Origin of the sequence: Pseudomonas sp. (genome assembly GCF_041601375.1) — a bacterium.
GTDB lineage: Bacteria > Pseudomonadota > Gammaproteobacteria > Pseudomonadales > Pseudomonadaceae > Aquipseudomonas.
On record NZ_JBFIIG010000001.1, the window covers coordinates 37027 to 52548 of the forward strand.

General features: G+C 60.5%; 16 protein-coding genes. 4 read left to right on the forward strand and 12 right to left on the reverse strand.

Features of this window, described 5'->3' with window-relative positions; genetic code table 11:
* The first annotated feature begins 3 nt into the window (after nt 1-3).
* A complete protein-coding gene (locus tag ABZE94_RS00185) occupies nt 4-543 on the forward strand; it encodes a CsiV family protein (protein ID WP_372873520.1) in 540 nt (179 codons plus the stop codon).
* 72 nt (nt 544-615) lie between these two features.
* Here the strand turns inward: ABZE94_RS00185 and ABZE94_RS00190 are convergent, their stop codons facing one another.
* From ABZE94_RS00190 to ABZE94_RS00205, 4 genes are all read right to left on the reverse strand, one after another.
* Nucleotides 616-1353, reverse strand: coding sequence for an S-methyl-5'-thioinosine phosphorylase (locus tag ABZE94_RS00190; RefSeq protein ID WP_372873521.1), 738 nt, complete (start codon nt 1351-1353; stop codon nt 616-618).
* A gap of 10 nt (nt 1354-1363) precedes the next feature.
* Nucleotides 1364-2362 carry a beta-N-acetylhexosaminidase gene (nagZ, locus tag ABZE94_RS00195; protein ID WP_372873573.1) on the reverse strand — a complete coding sequence of 333 codons (999 nt, stop codon included), beginning with the start codon at nt 2360-2362 and terminating at the stop codon, nt 1364-1366.
* A 25-nt stretch (nt 2363-2387) separates the two neighbouring features.
* A complete protein-coding gene (locus tag ABZE94_RS00200) occupies nt 2388-2909 on the reverse strand; it encodes a L,D-transpeptidase (RefSeq protein WP_372873522.1) in 522 nt (173 codons plus the stop codon).
* A 101-nt stretch (nt 2910-3010) separates the two neighbouring features.
* On the reverse strand, nt 3011-3718 hold the full coding sequence (locus tag ABZE94_RS00205) for a TetR/AcrR family transcriptional regulator (protein WP_372873523.1): 708 nt from the start codon (nt 3716-3718) through the stop codon (nt 3011-3013).
* A 282-nt stretch (nt 3719-4000) separates the two neighbouring features.
* Between ABZE94_RS00205 and lexA the strand changes: the two genes are divergently transcribed.
* Nucleotides 4001-4609 (forward strand): transcriptional repressor LexA, encoded by a 609-nt coding sequence (lexA, locus tag ABZE94_RS00210; RefSeq protein WP_372873524.1) that lies wholly within the window; start codon nt 4001-4003, stop codon nt 4607-4609.
* Nucleotides 4610-4619: 10 nt separating this feature from the next.
* Nucleotides 4620-5093, forward strand: coding sequence for an SOS-induced cell division inhibitor SulA (sulA, locus tag ABZE94_RS00215; RefSeq protein ID WP_372873525.1), 474 nt, complete (start codon nt 4620-4622; stop codon nt 5091-5093).
* 133 nt (nt 5094-5226) lie between these two features.
* Here sulA and ABZE94_RS00220 read toward each other — a convergent pair whose 3' ends face one another.
* The 7 genes from ABZE94_RS00220 to ABZE94_RS00250 form a co-directional block, all read right to left on the reverse strand.
* Nucleotides 5227-5460 (reverse strand): hypothetical protein, encoded by a 234-nt coding sequence (locus ABZE94_RS00220; protein ID WP_372873526.1) that lies wholly within the window; start codon nt 5458-5460, stop codon nt 5227-5229.
* 78 nt (nt 5461-5538) lie between these two features.
* Nucleotides 5539-6057, reverse strand: coding sequence for a DUF6586 family protein (locus ABZE94_RS00225; protein ID WP_372873527.1), 519 nt, complete (start codon nt 6055-6057; stop codon nt 5539-5541).
* 224 nt (nt 6058-6281) lie between these two features.
* Nucleotides 6282-8891 (reverse strand): type I DNA topoisomerase, encoded by a 2610-nt coding sequence (gene topA / locus ABZE94_RS00230; protein ID WP_372873528.1) that lies wholly within the window; start codon nt 8889-8891, stop codon nt 6282-6284.
* Nucleotides 8892-9148: 257 nt separating this feature from the next.
* Nucleotides 9149-9385, reverse strand: coding sequence for a DUF1653 domain-containing protein (locus ABZE94_RS00235; RefSeq protein WP_372873529.1), 237 nt, complete (start codon nt 9383-9385; stop codon nt 9149-9151).
* Nucleotides 9386-9551: 166 nt separating this feature from the next.
* Entirely contained in the window at nt 9552-10727 is a 1176-nt protein-coding gene (gene fadA, locus ABZE94_RS00240) for an acetyl-CoA C-acyltransferase FadA (protein ID WP_372873530.1), read from the reverse strand.
* A gap of 30 nt (nt 10728-10757) precedes the next feature.
* Entirely contained in the window at nt 10758-12905 is a 2148-nt protein-coding gene (gene fadB / locus ABZE94_RS00245; protein ID WP_372873531.1) for a fatty acid oxidation complex subunit alpha FadB, read from the reverse strand.
* A 917-nt stretch (nt 12906-13822) separates the two neighbouring features.
* Nucleotides 13823-14260 carry a hypothetical protein gene (locus tag ABZE94_RS00250; protein ID WP_372873532.1) on the reverse strand — a complete coding sequence of 146 codons (438 nt, stop codon included), beginning with the start codon at nt 14258-14260 and terminating at the stop codon, nt 13823-13825.
* Between the two features lie 85 nt (nt 14261-14345).
* Between ABZE94_RS00250 and ABZE94_RS00255 the strand changes: the two genes are divergently transcribed.
* The gene (locus ABZE94_RS00255) at nt 14346-14786 is read left to right on the forward strand and encodes a universal stress protein (RefSeq protein WP_372873533.1); all 441 of its coding nucleotides are present in this window, start codon (nt 14346-14348) and stop codon (nt 14784-14786) included.
* Nucleotides 14787-14830: 44 nt separating this feature from the next.
* Here ABZE94_RS00255 and ABZE94_RS00260 read toward each other — a convergent pair whose 3' ends face one another.
* A complete protein-coding gene (locus ABZE94_RS00260; RefSeq protein WP_372873534.1) occupies nt 14831-15517 on the reverse strand; it encodes a hypothetical protein in 687 nt (228 codons plus the stop codon).
* Nucleotides 15518-15522 lie beyond the last annotated feature (5 nt).

A 15522-nucleotide genomic window follows, 5' to 3' on the forward strand; every position in this document is an offset into this window, starting at 1 on the left:
CCCATGCGCGCACTCCGCCCCCTGGCCTCGCTCTCGCTTGCCTTGCTAGCGCTACTGAGCACGAGCGCCGCCTTTGCCGAGGCCATGTACCAGGTTGAGGTGATCGTCTTCCGGCAAACGACCCAGCCGCTTCCCGCCGTCCACCCCGCCCCCGACGACTGGGCACAAGGCGCACTGCCGGTCGACCCCAGCCAGGAGCGCGCCACTACACTGAATAGTCAGGCGAGCAAACTCACCCCCGATAACGGCTATAACGTGCTGCTGCACAAAGCCTGGGCGCAGAGCATCGGCGCCAGCCCCGGCCGAGTGGCGCTGAGCAGCGGCAACGAACAGTTTGGGCATTTTCCGGTTGAGGGCACCCTTGAGCTGAAACAGGATCGCCTTATCGACCTGAGCGCCAACCTGTGGGTCAATCGGTTCGATGACAGCGGCTTTCTCAGCAGCAGCGAACTGATCAAGCACAGCGTGCGCCTGCAGAGCGGCGAACTGACCTACCTCGACCACGGCAGCCTCGGCCTGCTGGTACGCATCAGCCCGCTTTAAACGGTACGCATAACACCTTGCCTGGACAAAAAAGGGTCGCTATTGCGACCCTTTAATTCACAGCCACTATGTTCAGCCGGCCAGCACATGGGCCAAGACGGCCTTGACCCGACCCATGCCCTCGTCCAGGGCGCGCTCGATGGCGGCCATGGTAATAGACACATTGGACTTGCCCGCCGCCGGGTTCACCACCAATGCCAGGCAGGCATAAGGCAGCGCCAGCTCGCGCGCCAGCACCGCCTCGGGCATGCCGGTCATACCGACGATATCGCAACCGTCGCGCTCCATCCGGGCGATCTCGGCAACCGTCTCCAGACGCGGCCCCTGGGTGCAGCCATAGACCCCCTGAGCACTGAATGCACAGCCCTCGGCAGCCAGCGCGCTGGCCAGTTTTTCCCGCAACTCGGCATCGTAAGGGTGGCCGAAATCCACATGGGTGACATGCTCCAACTCACCCTCATAGAAGGTGTGCTCACGCCCCGAGGTGTAGTCGATGATCTGGTGCGGCAGGCAGAAATGTCCGGTGCCCATAGCCGCCTGGATTCCGCCAACCGCATTCACCGCAATGATCGCCTTGGCCCCCGAATGCCTGAGCGCCCAGAGGTTGGCGCGATAATTCACCTGATGCGGCGGAATCCGGTGCGGGTGGCCATGGCGGGCCAGGAACAGCACTTGACGCCCCGCATACTCACCACGCAACACCGGGGCGGAGGGCGCGCCATAGGGCGTATCAACATGCAGCGCAGCATTGATGGTCAGCCCATCCAGCTGGGTCAGGCCAGTACCGCCGATTATGGCGTAGACAGTCATCAAACTCTCCTCAATCGATTAATTGCGCGGCGCGTAGTGCGCCCACTGCTTCCAGCCACCGCGGACTCTGCCGGTATTCCGTACCCGGAAAAGCCTGGCGACGCATCCGCGCCAAACCTGGCGGTGTCACAACCTGCAAACGCTGCAGGGCGCTCAGTGCCAACTCCGCGGCAGCGCGGTCATTGCATACCAGACCCATGTCGCAACCCGCCGTCAGCGCCGCCTCGATGCGACACGCCGCGTCGCCCACCACATGCGCCCCGGCCATGGTCAAATCATCGCTGAAAATCACCCCGGAGAACTGTAGCTCACCACGCAGAATTTCCTGCAACCAGCGCCGGGAGAAGCCGGCAGGCCGGTCATCGACCTGCGGGTAGATCACATGCGCCGGCATCACTGCCGCCAACTGCCGGCTCAACTGCGCGAACGGCTGCAGATCGCTGGCACGGATCTGCTCGAGGCTGCGCTCATCCACCGGGATCGCCACATGGGAGTCGGCCTCGGCCCAGCCATGTCCGGGAAAATGCTTGCCGGTCGCGGCCATGCCCGCCGCGCTCATGCCGCGAATAAATGCAGCCGCCAACCGAGTGGCGCGCTGCGCATCTCCCTCGAAAGCCCGGCTACCCACCACCGCACTGCGCTGATGATCCAGATCCAGCACCGGCGCAAAGCTCAGATCCAGGCCGACCGCCAGCACCTCGATGGCCATCAGCCAGCCGCAATGCTCAGCCAGCACCTCGGCATTGACGTTATCGGCAATCGCGCGCATCGCCGGCAAACGTATAAAACCCTGGCGCAGACGCTGCACCCGCCCGCCCTCCTGATCGACGGCCAGGAGCAGATCCGGGCGTACCGCACGAATGGCGGACGACAGCTCACGGACCTGCCGCGGGTGTTCGATATTACGCCCGAACAGGATCAAGCCAGCCACTTCGGGCTGACGGAGAATCTGCCGATCCTCGGCGGCCAGCCAGGTGCCGGCGATATCCAGCATCAACGAGCCTTGCATGGGTGCACTCACACGTAATCCTTAACTAAAGTGATGCCGCCGCCCAGACCGGGCACGGCGCCTCGTCGATCTGCACGGCACATTGAACAGGGACGCGCGGGAACAGCGCCAGCAGATCGGCATCGCGTAGTCGCACGCAACCGTGCGAGCGCGGCACGCCCATGGGCTCGGTGTCCGGCGTGCCGTGCAGGTAGATGTAGCGGCGGAAGGTATCGACCTCCCCCAGTCGATTGCGCCCCAACTCACAACCACTGAGCCAGATAATCCGCGTGAGGATCCAGTCGCGCCCGGGGAATTGCGCAGCCAGGGCCGGTGACCAGACTTCGCCCGTCCAGCGCCGGCCCCGCAATACCGCACCCAGCGGCAAACCTTCGCCGATCTTCGCCCGCACTCGATGCAAGCCACGCGGGGTGCAGCCGGAGCCATTCAGCTCGCCCGGACCATTGCGGGCAGTGGACACCGGCAGGCGCAACAACAGCTGCCCGTCGGCGAAGCCGTACAGGCACTGATCAGCGAGGGAGATATGTAGAAAGTCGAGAGCGCGCATGGGCGACTAGCTTAGCGGATCGGACTCGCCAAGCCCACCAGGGTCTGTTGCCGTTTTGTTCGCGGCTCGCGAACGAAACGGCAACAGACCCTGGCGCGGCATCAAACCTTGGCGAGCATGCCCGCGCTCTTGACGCGCGGCTTGAGTTGAGCGGAGGCCAGAACCTCATCGGTCACACCGCTTTCCGAACGCATGCCGGCCGCCAGGAACGGCACCATCATGCGCATGACCTGTTCGATCGAGGTATTGACCCCGAAATCGGTCTCGGCCATCGCCCGCAACGCCTTGATCCCGGACATGCTGAAGGCCGCTGCGCCGAGCATGAAATGCACGCGCCAGAACAATTCAAGCGGGGGGATACGTGGCGCGGCCTCATGCACCAGGAGCATGTAACGACGGAAGACCTTGCCGTACACCTCCTCCAGATACTTGCGCAGGTGACCCTGACTCTGACTGAAGGCCAAACCCAACAGACGCATGAATATCGATAAATCGTTGCCACTACGCGGCTTCACGGCCAGCGCCTGATCCACCAGCAACTCGAGCAGCTCCTCGAGACTGACTTTCACCTCCTGCTTGACCTGACGCCGATCAAGCTCGCGCTCGAGGCTGCTGCAGAAAGGACCGAGAAAGCGTGAGAACACTGCCTGAATCAGGGCTTTTTTCGAACCAAAATGGTAGTTCACCGCTGCCAGGTTGACCCCAGCCTTGCTGGTGATCAGGCGCAATGAAGTTTCCGCGAATCCTTTCTCTGCGAACAACTGCTCCGCCGCATCGAGAATGCGTTCAACGGTTTCCGACTGAGCCATGACTATCCACCTGACAAACACTTGTTTGAAACATACGTTTCGGCCAGCTACCTTGTCAAGTCGCGCGAGCCATTTTCTGGCCGCATAGTCATGTATCGGCAGCGCACAACTCCAGCCCCAAGTCCAGGTGCCGCGCAGGTGAACCTGTCAGCGCACCCGGTAAGTAACCCGCTTTGAGGTGAAACCGCAAGCAGCGAATTCCAACCGGCAGGAAAAGGAGGATTGCCAACCTCGAGCCACTGTATATAATCACAGTCACTGTATAAAAAGACAGAGCCCAACATGCTGAAACTAACGCCACGCCAAGCTGAAATTCTCGCCTTCATCAAGCACTGCCTTGACGACAACGGCTACCCGCCAACCCGCGCGGAAATCGCTCAGGCCCTTGGTTTCAAGTCACCCAATGCCGCCGAAGAACACCTCAAGGCCCTGGCCCGCAAAGGGGCCATCGAAATGACCCCTGGCGCCTCACGCGGAATTCGCATCCCTGGCTACGAACCGAACAACGAGGAAGAGGGCTTACCCGTAATCGGCCGTGTCGCCGCCGGCGCGCCTATCTTAGCGCAACAAAATATCGAAGACTCATGCCGGATCAACCCCGAGTTCTTCCGTCCCAAGGCCGACTACCTGCTCCGCGTGCGCGGCATGAGCATGAAGGACATTGGCATTCTCGACGGTGACCTGCTGGCCGTGCACACCACCCGTGAAGTGCACAATGGCCAGATCGTGGTAGCCCGCATCGATGACGAAGTCACGGTCAAGCGCTTCAAGCGCGAAGGCAACAAGGTCTGGTTGACTGCCGAAAATCCCGAATTCGCCCCCATCGAAGTCAATCTGGAAGAGCAGGAGCTGGTTATCGAAGGCTTGAGTGTCGGCGTTATCCGCCGCTAGAGGAGGTTCCATGCAGTTCCCGCAGTCACTAAACCGTACACAGCTGCCCCTGTTCGAGGGGTTAATGGCCTCGGCAGTGACGCCGCGGCTGAACCCGGCGGTGGAGTCGCCCTGGCTGGAGAATCCCGAAGCCTTCAGTGAAATCTCACTGCGCGGAGCTGCCAGCCATTGCCTGAACCTGCTTGCCCCGATGCTCCGCGAGCTGAGCCAGAACAACGATGCGCGCTGGTTGAGCCTGATCGCCCCACCCAGCAGCTTGACGCAAACCTGGCTGCGCGAAGCCGGCCTCAACCGCGAGCGCATTCTGTTACTCCACCCGCGAGGCCGGCAAAGCGCACTGCAACTGGCCGAGGAAGCACTAAAGCTGGGTCGCAGCCACACTGTCGTCAGCTGGCTGCACCCTCTGCAGCAGCTCGCCCGAGAGCAGCTGGAGCATGCTGCACGGCAGGGCAAGGCACAGAGCCTCAACATAAGCCTGGGATAGAGTTCGCAAACAATGGCACAGGGACTGTGCATGAGACGACGACGCGGACGACCCGGACTATCTAACCGGCCATAACACCAAGAGCCTGCTGCAGACAGCAGCATCGCTTCAACCCACTACAGCCCATCTGCAATCAATGCAGCACGTGCGGTCCCTGTGCGTGGTCGAAATCACCTTCAGCCAATTTCCCGGCCATTTGCACGCCGACACTGAGCATAGCCTTGGCTACCTCGATATGCTGACCCTGCAGGAATTCCTTGGCATCGGCGGAAAAGTCCAGCACCACCAAGGTCTCTTCGTCTTCTGCACGCCGCAATGCAATGCGCCCATCGGGCAACTCGACGATCTCAAGGTAGGATGTAGGCATAGGGCTGGTTCTCCACGAAAGGCCGGCATTGTAACAGTCGACCAAGGCTCACCCCTAGCCCGCTTATCCAAACTCGACTCACCACTCGCTCAAGGACTCGCGAAAGCGCTTGGCCAAGCCCTTCAACTCCTGCCGCCAAACCTCCAGGGTTTCACGCGCCAGCGGTGGCACTTCCCGATCCAGGCTGATCGCCTCGATCATCGGCGTGCGCGGGTCGACCTTGACCTTTTTCGCCGCCTGCGGCGGCTGAAACAGCTCGTCATAAGCCTTCAGCAGCTGGGCCAACCAGGTTTCCGACTGCTGCGACAACTCGATAAGCTCGGCCAACTCAGGACTGGGAGCAGCCTGCAACAGCGTCTTGTCCAGCAACTGCTCGGCACGCACTGCATTGCTTTGCGGCAAGCGGTAGTAGCCGGCGATCTCGTGACACAGTCCCAGCAGTGCCCCATAGAGATGGAATAGCGTCGCCTCACGCTCGGCCTGAATCAGGGCCAGGGCATTGACCGCCCGCCCCTCTTGCGCGGCGCGCCAGGACTCCAGCGACAGACCGGCATAGAAGAGCTTCTGGTTGGTGCGGGTATACAGTTCATGGGCCATAGAGGCACCCTCCATTACAGACCGCTCAGCGGCTGGAAAAATATCGAAGAGCGTCGCGAGAGCGCCCTCCGGCCAGCCTGCGGCTGTTACTCCGCTGCGCTCTGCTTGCGTAGCGCAACGCAGTTGCAGCCACCCGGCGACGGTCGCAGCAGGCAAGCGACAATTTCTCAGCCTCTCGGCCACTATACGCGCGCCCGCTGCCTGCGGGCGCGCACCTGGTCCGATCAGCGCTTGTCTTCGACCTTCCACTTGCCGCCGTCATAGAACGCGCGCCAGCCGGTGGGCTTGCCCTCGACCTCGGTCTGCACGTACTGCTCTTTGGTCTTGCGACTGAAGCGAATAACCGCCGCACGACCTTCGGGGTCCTTCTTCGGCGCATCGCAAAGGAAGTGATACTTGGGGTCGATCTCCTCCTTGTGCGGAATCAGTTCCAATACCAGCGGCGCACGGGTTTCGCGATTCTTCGGAAACTGACTGGCGGCCAGGAACAGACCCGATGCACCGTCGCGCAGGATGTAGGTGTCGTTGACCTTCTCGCACTTGAGTTCGGGCATTTTCACCGGATCCATCTTCGGCGGAGCGGCCTCGCCACTTTTCAGCAGCTTGCGGGTGTTCTTGCACTCGCTGTTGGTGCACCCGAAGAACTTGCCGAAACGCCCGGTCTTCAGCTGCATCTGGCTGCCGCACTTGTCACACACCAGGCTCGGCCCTTCATAGCCCTTGATCCGGAATTGACCCTGCTCGATCTCGTAGCCCGTGCAATCTGGGTTATTGCCGCAGATATGCAGCTTGCGCGTCTCGTCGAGCAGGTAGGCATCCATGGCGGTATCGCACTTCTGGCAGCGATGCTTGCCCAGCAGCACCAGCGATTCCGACTCCCCCTCATCGTCCGCGGCGATTTCATCGCCCGGGACCAGGTTTATGGTCGATTTGCAGCGCTCTTTCGGCGGCAGTGCATAGCCGGAACAACCGAGGAACACCCCGGTCGAGGCGGTACGAATCATCATCGGCCGACCGCACTCGCGACAGGGGATATCGGTCGGCGTCGGCAGATTGGCACGCATGCCGTTGTCGCTGGCCTCGGCCACTTCGAGTTTCTTCTTGAAGTCGCCGTAGAATTCGTCGAGCACATGTTTCCACTCGCGCTCGCCCTGGGCCACGTCGTCCAGGTGCTCTTCCATGCCGGCGGTAAAACCGTAGTCCATCAGGTTGGAGAAGCTTTCGCTCAGGCGCCCGGTAACGATGTCGCCCATCTTTTCCGAGTAGAAGCGCCGGTTATGCAATGCGACATAGCCGCGATCCTGGATGGTCGAGATGATCGCCGCATAGGTCGACGGACGACCAATTCCGCGCTTCTCCATCTCCTTGACCAGGCTGGCTTCCGAATAACGTGCCGGCGGCTTGGTGAAGTGCTGGCTCGGATCGAGCTTGATCAGCTTGAGCGCATCGCCCTGGGCCATGTCCGGCAACACATCGTCATCGCCCGGCTTGCTCATTTGCGGCAATACCCGGGTGTAACCGTCGAACTTGAGAATCCGCCCCTTGGCGCGCAACTCGAACTGTGCGGCGGTGACGGTGACGGTGGTCGACAGGTACTCGGCAGGCGGCATCTGGCATGCCACGAACTGGCGCCAGATCAGCTCGTACAGGCGTTCGGCGTCACGCTCCATGCCGGTTAGCTGGGCCGGCTTGAGGTTGACGTCGGACGGACGAATCGCCTCGTGCGCCTCCTGGGCCCCTTCCTTGCTGCTGTAGGCAATCGGGTTGTCCGGCAGGTACTTCTTGCCGAATTCGCCTTCGATGAAGTCGCGCACCATGCTCACGGCATCGGCCGAGAGGTTGGTCGAGTCGGTACGCATGTAGGTGATGTAACCGGCCTCATACAGACGCTGGGCCATCATCATGGTCTTCTTCACCCCGAAGCCCAGGCGATTGCTCGCCGCTTGCTGCAGAGTGGAGGTAATGAACGGCGCCGACGGTTTGCTGCTGGTCGGCTTGTCTTCACGCTTGGCAATGCTGTAGCTGGATGCCTCTAGCGTTGCCAAGGCGGCCATCGCCTGAGCTTCGTTCTGGGGCTTGAAGGCGGCAGCGTTTTCGCGAGCCACCTCGAAGCGCACATTGGCGCCCTTGGCCGTGCCCAGATCGGCGTGCACCTGCCAATATTCTTCGGGCACGAAGGCGCGAATTTCTTTCTCGCGCTCGACCACCAACTTCATCGCCACCGACTGCACCCGGCCAGCCGAAAGACCACGGGCGATCTTGGCCCACAGCAACGGCGAGACCATGTAGCCCACTACCCGGTCAAGGAAGCGCCGCGCTTGCTGGGCATTGACCCGATTGATGTCCAGCTCGCCCGGCTTGGAGAACGCCTCTTGAATGGCCTTCTTGGTGATCTCGTTGAACACCACGCGCTTGTAGCGGCTATCATCGCCACCAATGGATTCGCGCAGGTGCCAGGCGATGGCTTCCCCCTCGCGATCCAAGTCGGTTGCGAGATAGATGGTGTCGGCATCCTTGGCCAAGCGGCGCAGCTCCTCGACAACCTTTTCCTTGCCCGGAAGGATTTCGTACTTGGCCTTCCAGCCATTCTCGGGATCGACCCCCATGCGCGCCACCAGTTGACGCTTGGCCTTTTCCTTGGGTGACAGCGCCGGCACTTCACCCGTCGCTGCCTTGCCCCGTTTGACGGGTTCCTTGGCAGCACTTGCCGAGCCACTGGTAGGCAGGTCACGGATGTGGCCGATGCTCGACTTCACCACGTATTGGTCGCCCAGATACTTGTTGATGGTCTTGGCCTTGGCCGGGGATTCCACGATGACCAGCGATTTGCCCATGGATTGGAAAATTCCTGAAATTCGATAAATGAAAGGCGAGAGGCGCCATTACAAACTGTTGAAAATAGTACGAACCAGCAACTGGCGAGGTGAATTCAACCGAAGAAGCGGGGTTTACATGCTGCAAAGAAGCATTCTGCGGTCGCATTCAATGCTGCACGATCCAGCGAAGGTTTTTCAGTAGCCGGCCAGCGCGGCACCGCTATATATAGTGGCGCTCAGGCTGAGGTCAAGCGCAGCGATAGTGCGGCCTGCGTTCAGGGACGGCCGAAGAGGCTTGTTTCGGCCTGAACCAGAGCGAAGCGTGGAACCATCTCGCCGTCCACCTCGATGCTTTCGCAAAACATTTCCAGCGGGCGCACCCACAAGCCGTAATCGCCGTATAGCGCCTGGTAGACCACCATTTGCTCCTCGCTCTCGGAATGTCGGGCCACGCCAAACACGCGGTACTCGGGGCCTTTGTAGTGGCGATAAAGGCCGGGCTGTAATTGCATCACTGAATTCCTCGATTTTTTTCCCGCCGACAAAAAAATCCGGGAGAAGTTTTTCACGTCGGGTAGCGACGCGCCCGAAGGGTGGCCGCCATGGATGGCATGGCCAAAAACAAAAACCGGGGCACTAGGCCCCGGTTTTGCATCCTTGAACGCCTTCTCTGATTAACTAAAGGCGTTCGAAGATGGTGGTGATGCCTTGACCGAGCCCCACACACATAGTGGACACGCCAAATGTCCCACCGTTCTGCTTCATTACGTTGAGCAGGGTACCGGAGATACGCGCACCGGAACAACCGAACGGGTGACCCAGGGCGATAGCGCCGCCGTGCAGGTTGACCTTTTCTTCCATCTTGTCGAGCACTTTCAAGTCCTTCAACACCGGCAGTGCCTGGGCGGCGAAGGCTTCGTTGAGCTCGAAGAAATCGATGTCGTTGATGGTCAGGCCAGCACGCTTGAGGGCTTTCTGGGTGGACGGTACCGGACCGTAACCCATGATCGCAGGATCCACACCGGCAACCGCCATGGCACGCACCACGGCCATCGGCTGAATGCCGAGATCCTGGGCGCGCTGGGCGCTCATGACGATCATGCAGGAAGCGCCGTCGGTGATCTGCGAGGAAGTACCCGCAGTCACGGTGCCGCCTTTCGGGTTGAACGCAGGCTTGAGCGCCGCCAGGCTTTCCAGGGTGGTCTCCGGACGAATGGTTTCGTCGTAGTCGAAGACTTTCAGGAAACCGTTCTCATCAAAGCCTTGCATCGGGATGATTTCATCCTTGAACTTGCCTTCGACGGTGGCCTTGTGCGCCAGACGGTGCGAACGCTCACCGAAGGCGTCCTGCTGCTCGCGGCTGATGCCATGCATCTTACCGAGCATTTCCGCGGTCAGGCCCATCATGCCCGAGGCCTTGGCTGCGTACAGCGACAGGTGCGGGTTCGGATCGACGCCGTGCATCATGCCGACGTGGCCCATGTGCTCGACGCCGCCAACGACGAATACATCGCCGTTGCCGGTCTGGATCGCCTGCACGGCAGTGTGCAGGGCGCTCATGGAGGAACCACACAGACGGCTGACGGTCTGGCCGGCGCTGCTGTGCGGGATCTGAGTCATCAACGACGCCATGCGCGCGATGTTCCAGCCCTGCTCCAGGGTCTGGTTGACGCAGCCCCAGATCACGTCTTCCACTTCGGCCGGATCGACCTTGGTGTTACGGGTCAGCAGGCCGCTGATCAGGTTGGCCGACATGGTCTCGGCACGGGTGTTGCGATGCATGCCGCCTTTGGAGCGCCCCATCGGGGAACGGCCGAAGTCGACGATGACTGCATCTCTAGGATTCAGGCTCATAAATTCACTCTCGCTCTAGTCGTTGCGCGATCAACCAAAAAACTTCTGGCCATTGGCAGCCATTTCGCGAAGCTTGGCAGTCGGGGTGTACAGCGCGCCCAGATCGGCGTACTTGTCGGCCAGTGCCACGAATTCGGCCACACCGATGCTGTCGATGTAACGCAACGCACCACCACGGAACGGCGGGAAGCCGATGCCGTAGATCAGGCCCATATCGGCCTCGGCTGCGGTCTCGACGATGCCATCCTCCAGGCAGCGTACGGTTTCCAGACACAGCGGGATCATCATGAAGTTGATGATGTCTTCGTCGGTCACTTCACGCTGCTCGGTCACGATCGATTTGAGCAACTCATACGACTGAGGGTCGACGACCTTCTTCGGCTTGCCGCGCTTGTCCATTTCGTAGACATAGAAACCTTTGCCGTTCTTCTGGCCCAGGCGATCGGCCTCATACATCACGTCGACCGCGGTGCGGCCTTCGACCGCCATGCGATCCGGGAAGCCTTCGGCCATGACGTCGCGGCCATGGTGACCGGTGTCGATACCGACCACATCGGACAGGTACGCCGGACCCATGGGCCAGCCGAACTTCTCCATGACTTTGTCGATACGCACGAAGTCGACACCGAAGCCCAGCAGCTTGGAGAAACCACCGAAGTACGGGAACAGCACGCGGTTGACCAGGAAGCCCGGGCAATCGTTGACCACGACCGGGGTCTTGCCCATCTTCTTGGCGTAGGCAACGGTGGTGGCCACGGCCACTTCGCTGGACTTCTCGCCACGGATGACTTCAACCAACGGCATCATGTGCACCGGATTGAAGAAGTGCATGCCGACGAAGTTTTCCGGGCGCTTGAGGGCTTTGGCCAACAGGCTGATGGAAATGGTCGAGGTGTTGGAAGCGAGAATCGCATCTTCCTTGACCATGCCTTCCACTTCGGACAGTACGGCTTGCTTGACCTTGGGGTTCTCGACCACGGCTTCGACGACGATGTCGACGTTGCCGAAATCGCCATAGGACATGGTCGGACGAATCGCGTTGAGGGCTTCAGCCATCTTCGCGGCAGTCAGACGGCCTTTGGCAACCCGGTTACCGAGCAGCTTGGAGGCTTCGGCAAGGCCCATCTGGATGCCTTCTTCGCGGATATCCTTCATCAGGATCGGCGTGCCTTTGACAGCCGACTGATAAGCGATACCGCCACCCATGATGCCGGCGCCGAGCACGGCGGCCAGCTTCACGTCTTTGGCGATTTCGTCGTAGTGCTTGGCTTTCTTCTTCAGCTCCTGATCATTTAGGAACAGGCCGATCAGGCTGACGGCAACCGGGGTCTTGGCCAGCTTGACGAAGCCGGCGGCTTCCACTTCCAGCGCCTTGTCGCGACCGAAGTTGGCGGCCTTCTGAATGGTCTTGATCGCCTCGACCGGGGCCGGGTAATTCGGGCCAGCCTGGCCGGCAACGAAGCCCTTGGCGGTCTCGAAGCACATCATCTGCTCGATGGCGTTGAGCTTGAGCTTTTCCAGCTTGGGCTGGCGCTTGGCCTTGTAGTCCAGTTCGCCGGAGATGGCGCGCTTGACCAGATCCAGCGCTGCAGCTTGCAGCTTGTCTGCCGCCACTACGGCATCGACGGCTCCGACTTTCAGGGCGTCGTCGGCACGGTTTTCCTTGCCCGAGGCAATCCACTCGACCGCATTATCGGTACCGATAACCCGTGGCAGACGCACGGTGCCACCGAAGCCCGGGTAGATCCCCAGCTTGACTTCCGGCAGGCCGACTTTGGCGCTGTCGGCCATGACCCGGTAATCCGCGGCCAGACACATCTCAAAACCACCGCCCAGGGCGATGCCATTGATAGCGACTACTGTCGGCACAGCGAGGTCTTCAAAATCACTGAAGATCTTGTTGGCTTCGAGATTGCCAGCCACCAGCTCGGCGTCCGGCAGCTGGAAGTTGTCGACGAACTCGGTGATGTCGGCGCCGACGATGAATACGTCTTTGCCACTGGTGACAATCACGCCCTTGATCGAACCATCGGCCTTGATTGCATCGACCGACTGACGCAAATCGTTGAGGGTTAGACGGTTGAATTTGTTGACGGACTCACCCTTGAGGTCGAATTTCAATTCGACGATGCCACTCTCAAGAGCCTTAACCGTGATGGCTTTACCTTCGTAAATCATCAACTGATCTCCACGGTATGGAAGCTGAACAGTACACATCGGAGCCAACCAGCTGACTACCCCACGGCACAGCCGTTTCAGAGTAGCCCCTACGAGCCTGGCACACCCACCGACGCGATAATCGGACTGGATTGACGCCGCCTTTTTAAGCAAACGCTCAATTCATACGCCCGTTTGATTTGGGTGTGACCACCTTCAAGGAAAAGCTGCAGATTGTCAATTGGTCGCTCGCAGCTTGATGCGTCGACGGCCGCCTGGGCGCGCGCCGCGCTGCCAGACGATATTGTCATGAAGAAATTAGGCGATAAAAATCAGCTAAAATCGGACAAACTCCGGCTATAGTCCAGAAAATAGACCAAGCACACAGCGAACAAAATGGCCTTCCAGGTGATAGATTCGCCTCGATACGGGCCATCAGAGCCCATGAAAATAACGGCACCACCAACTGAATGGAAGCCACATCCCGCCGGACACCTAGAACCAGCCCATGCCGCCGCGCGCTCCCAAGCCAGATCCAGACGACATCGACTGCGCCTGGTTGCACCACCCGGCAAAGCCGCTGGACAACCTGCCGGCGCCAGCAGTCGCGCTCGAGCAGGCTGCGCCAGGTGCGACCTTTTAGGCTGGCACTGAACTATTGTGATTAACGAACCAAAGGAGGGGGGGGTGGCAAAACTCGGCCACGGGGACAGATGGCCCCACGAGCTTACGCAAAACCGCAGCGCCTGGAACGCCGCCCGCAAACCAGCCGGCAAATCGAGCAGGCGCTGCACAGTGACGCTATGGCGCTCGATTATTCACAAGCCCTGAGCCAGGGCCGCAGGACACCTGAGTCACTCGACTTTTCCGGCCTGCCTGGCCACATTTATAGCCCGATGCTTGCATCGGGTTTTCTTTCTCGATGGCCTGGCGGCCACTCAAGCACGCGCCAGCAAGAAACCGGCAATCTTCTCCAGCGCATCCGACTCTTCCCGCTCGCCCCAGTACAGCGCGATCATCTGCGCCGTGGCCTCGACCTTGAACACATCGACCGGCAGGCTGGCCAATTGCTCGGCCAGGGGCGCATCGTCGCACGGCTCCCGCCATCGATTCAGCCACTGGCCGGGTGCGGCCTGCCAGTAGCACCAGCAATCCTCATGCCCACGGCGCCGTGCCCGGTGATATTGCGGGCACTGGCCCGGCGGCTCGATGGCCAGCCAGTGCGGCCACTGCTCGCGCGACAACTGCATCGCCAAACCCATGCGCCGGGCTTGCAAACGCACATCCATCCGCCCACGCTGTCGCCGCGACGGCATCAGCATGGCCAGTGGGCTGAGTACAAAAGCCAGAAGCAGCAATATGATCCATACCGGCATACATTCATCTCGCAGGCAAAAGCCTGTCACTAGTGTTCAATGCGGCCATACTTACTCTCATCGGCAACCCTTAAAGGAATCACCCATGCCCTACCAGCATATTCTGGTCGCTGTCGACCTAACCGAAGAATGCGATCCAGTCATGCAGCGCGCACAGAAGCTGGCCTCGAGCACCCACGCCAAATTATCCGTGGTGCATGTAGTCGAACCCATGGCCATGGCGTTTGGCGGGGATGTCCCCATGGACCTGTCGATGCTGCAACAGCAGCAATTCGAACAGGCCCGCGAACGCCTGGACAGCTTCGCCGGAAAATACCCCGACTTGGGCGCCGATCGACGTCACCTGGCTTACGGCCAACCACGCCAGGAAATACACCGCCTGGCCGAGGAGCAAGGCTGTGACCTGATCATCGTCGGCAGCCATGGCCGTCATGGCCTGGCCCTACTGCTCGGCTCCACCGCCAATGACGTACTGCACGGCGCCCCCTGCGACGTGCTGGCCGTACGCCTGAAAAAAACCGAGTAGCGCGCCCCAGGCGGATGAGGCGCCAGGCCTCATTCGCCTGCGGATCACTCGAACATGTCGCCAGCGCTCATGACCAGCGGGCGAATCTTCTGCAACTGGGTTTCCAGCGAGTAGGTCATGCTCGACGACATGGAAAAGAAGGTCAGAAAGGCCTTGAGGTTCGAGTCGCCCTCACAGGTGTCGTGAATCCGCTGCCAGAACGCCTGATTGACCAGCTGCAACTGCTGGAACATGCGCACCAGGCCCTTGAGCTCCCAATCGGCAAGACGCCCTTCGCGGAAATTGAAATACTGCCGCGCCAGGTACAGCGAAACCGCGCGCAGGATGAACTCCTGATTATTGGCGAACGGCAGGTGATTCTGCGCCATCGGCTTGAGCTTGCCCAACACCGGACAGGCGCTGGTCGCCATGATCACCCCGAGCAGGGCACGCAGCCCCTCTTCCAGACCGACCTGTTTGGTGTATTCACGCTCTGGCGTGCGCACCCAGACTGCAACTTTCTTGAAGGCCGGCAGCCCCTGAAAATCCTCGATCACCTGATGCAGATCGACCGCTGCCGGGCAATGACTGAAGTCGTCCCTGCTCAGCGGGCAATTACTGCACCGCTGGTGATCCAGGCGTGTCCAGTTGGGCGCCGCTTGAGCCTGGGCGGGGTCATACACACGGTTCAGTTCGATCCTGTAACTGAACTCGTGATTATCGTCGAGAGTAATCCGGTACTCGATGGTCATGCATG

Coding starts and splice junctions, on each gene's coding strand:
- ABZE94_RS00185 (WP_372873520.1), top strand. CDS start 4: ATGCGCGCACTCCGCCCCCTGGCCTCGCTCTCGCTTGCCTTGCTAGCG.
- ABZE94_RS00190 (WP_372873521.1), bottom strand. CDS start 1,353: ATGACTGTCTACGCCATAATCGGCGGTACTGGCCTGACCCAGCTGGAT.
- nagZ (WP_372873573.1), bottom strand. CDS start 2,362: ATGCAAGGCTCGTTGATGCTGGATATCGCCGGCACCTGGCTGGCCGCC.
- ABZE94_RS00200 (WP_372873522.1), bottom strand. CDS start 2,909: ATGCGCGCTCTCGACTTTCTACATATCTCCCTCGCTGATCAGTGCCTG.
- ABZE94_RS00205 (WP_372873523.1), bottom strand. CDS start 3,718: ATGGCTCAGTCGGAAACCGTTGAACGCATTCTCGATGCGGCGGAGCAG.
- lexA (WP_372873524.1), top strand. CDS start 4,001: ATGCTGAAACTAACGCCACGCCAAGCTGAAATTCTCGCCTTCATCAAG.
- sulA (WP_372873525.1), top strand. CDS start 4,620: ATGCAGTTCCCGCAGTCACTAAACCGTACACAGCTGCCCCTGTTCGAG.
- ABZE94_RS00220 (WP_372873526.1), bottom strand. CDS start 5,460: ATGCCTACATCCTACCTTGAGATCGTCGAGTTGCCCGATGGGCGCATT.
- ABZE94_RS00225 (WP_372873527.1), bottom strand. CDS start 6,057: ATGGCCCATGAACTGTATACCCGCACCAACCAGAAGCTCTTCTATGCC.
- topA (WP_372873528.1), bottom strand. CDS start 8,891: ATGGGCAAATCGCTGGTCATCGTGGAATCCCCGGCCAAGGCCAAGACC.
- ABZE94_RS00235 (WP_372873529.1), bottom strand. CDS start 9,385: ATGCAATTACAGCCCGGCCTTTATCGCCACTACAAAGGCCCCGAGTAC.
- fadA (WP_372873530.1), bottom strand. CDS start 10,727: ATGAGCCTGAATCCTAGAGATGCAGTCATCGTCGACTTCGGCCGTTCC.
- fadB (WP_372873531.1), bottom strand. CDS start 12,905: ATGATTTACGAAGGTAAAGCCATCACGGTTAAGGCTCTTGAGAGTGGC.
- ABZE94_RS00250 (WP_372873532.1), bottom strand. CDS start 14,260: ATGCCGGTATGGATCATATTGCTGCTTCTGGCTTTTGTACTCAGCCCA.
- ABZE94_RS00255 (WP_372873533.1), top strand. CDS start 14,346: ATGCCCTACCAGCATATTCTGGTCGCTGTCGACCTAACCGAAGAATGC.
- ABZE94_RS00260 (WP_372873534.1), bottom strand. CDS start 15,517: ATGACCATCGAGTACCGGATTACTCTCGACGATAATCACGAGTTCAGT.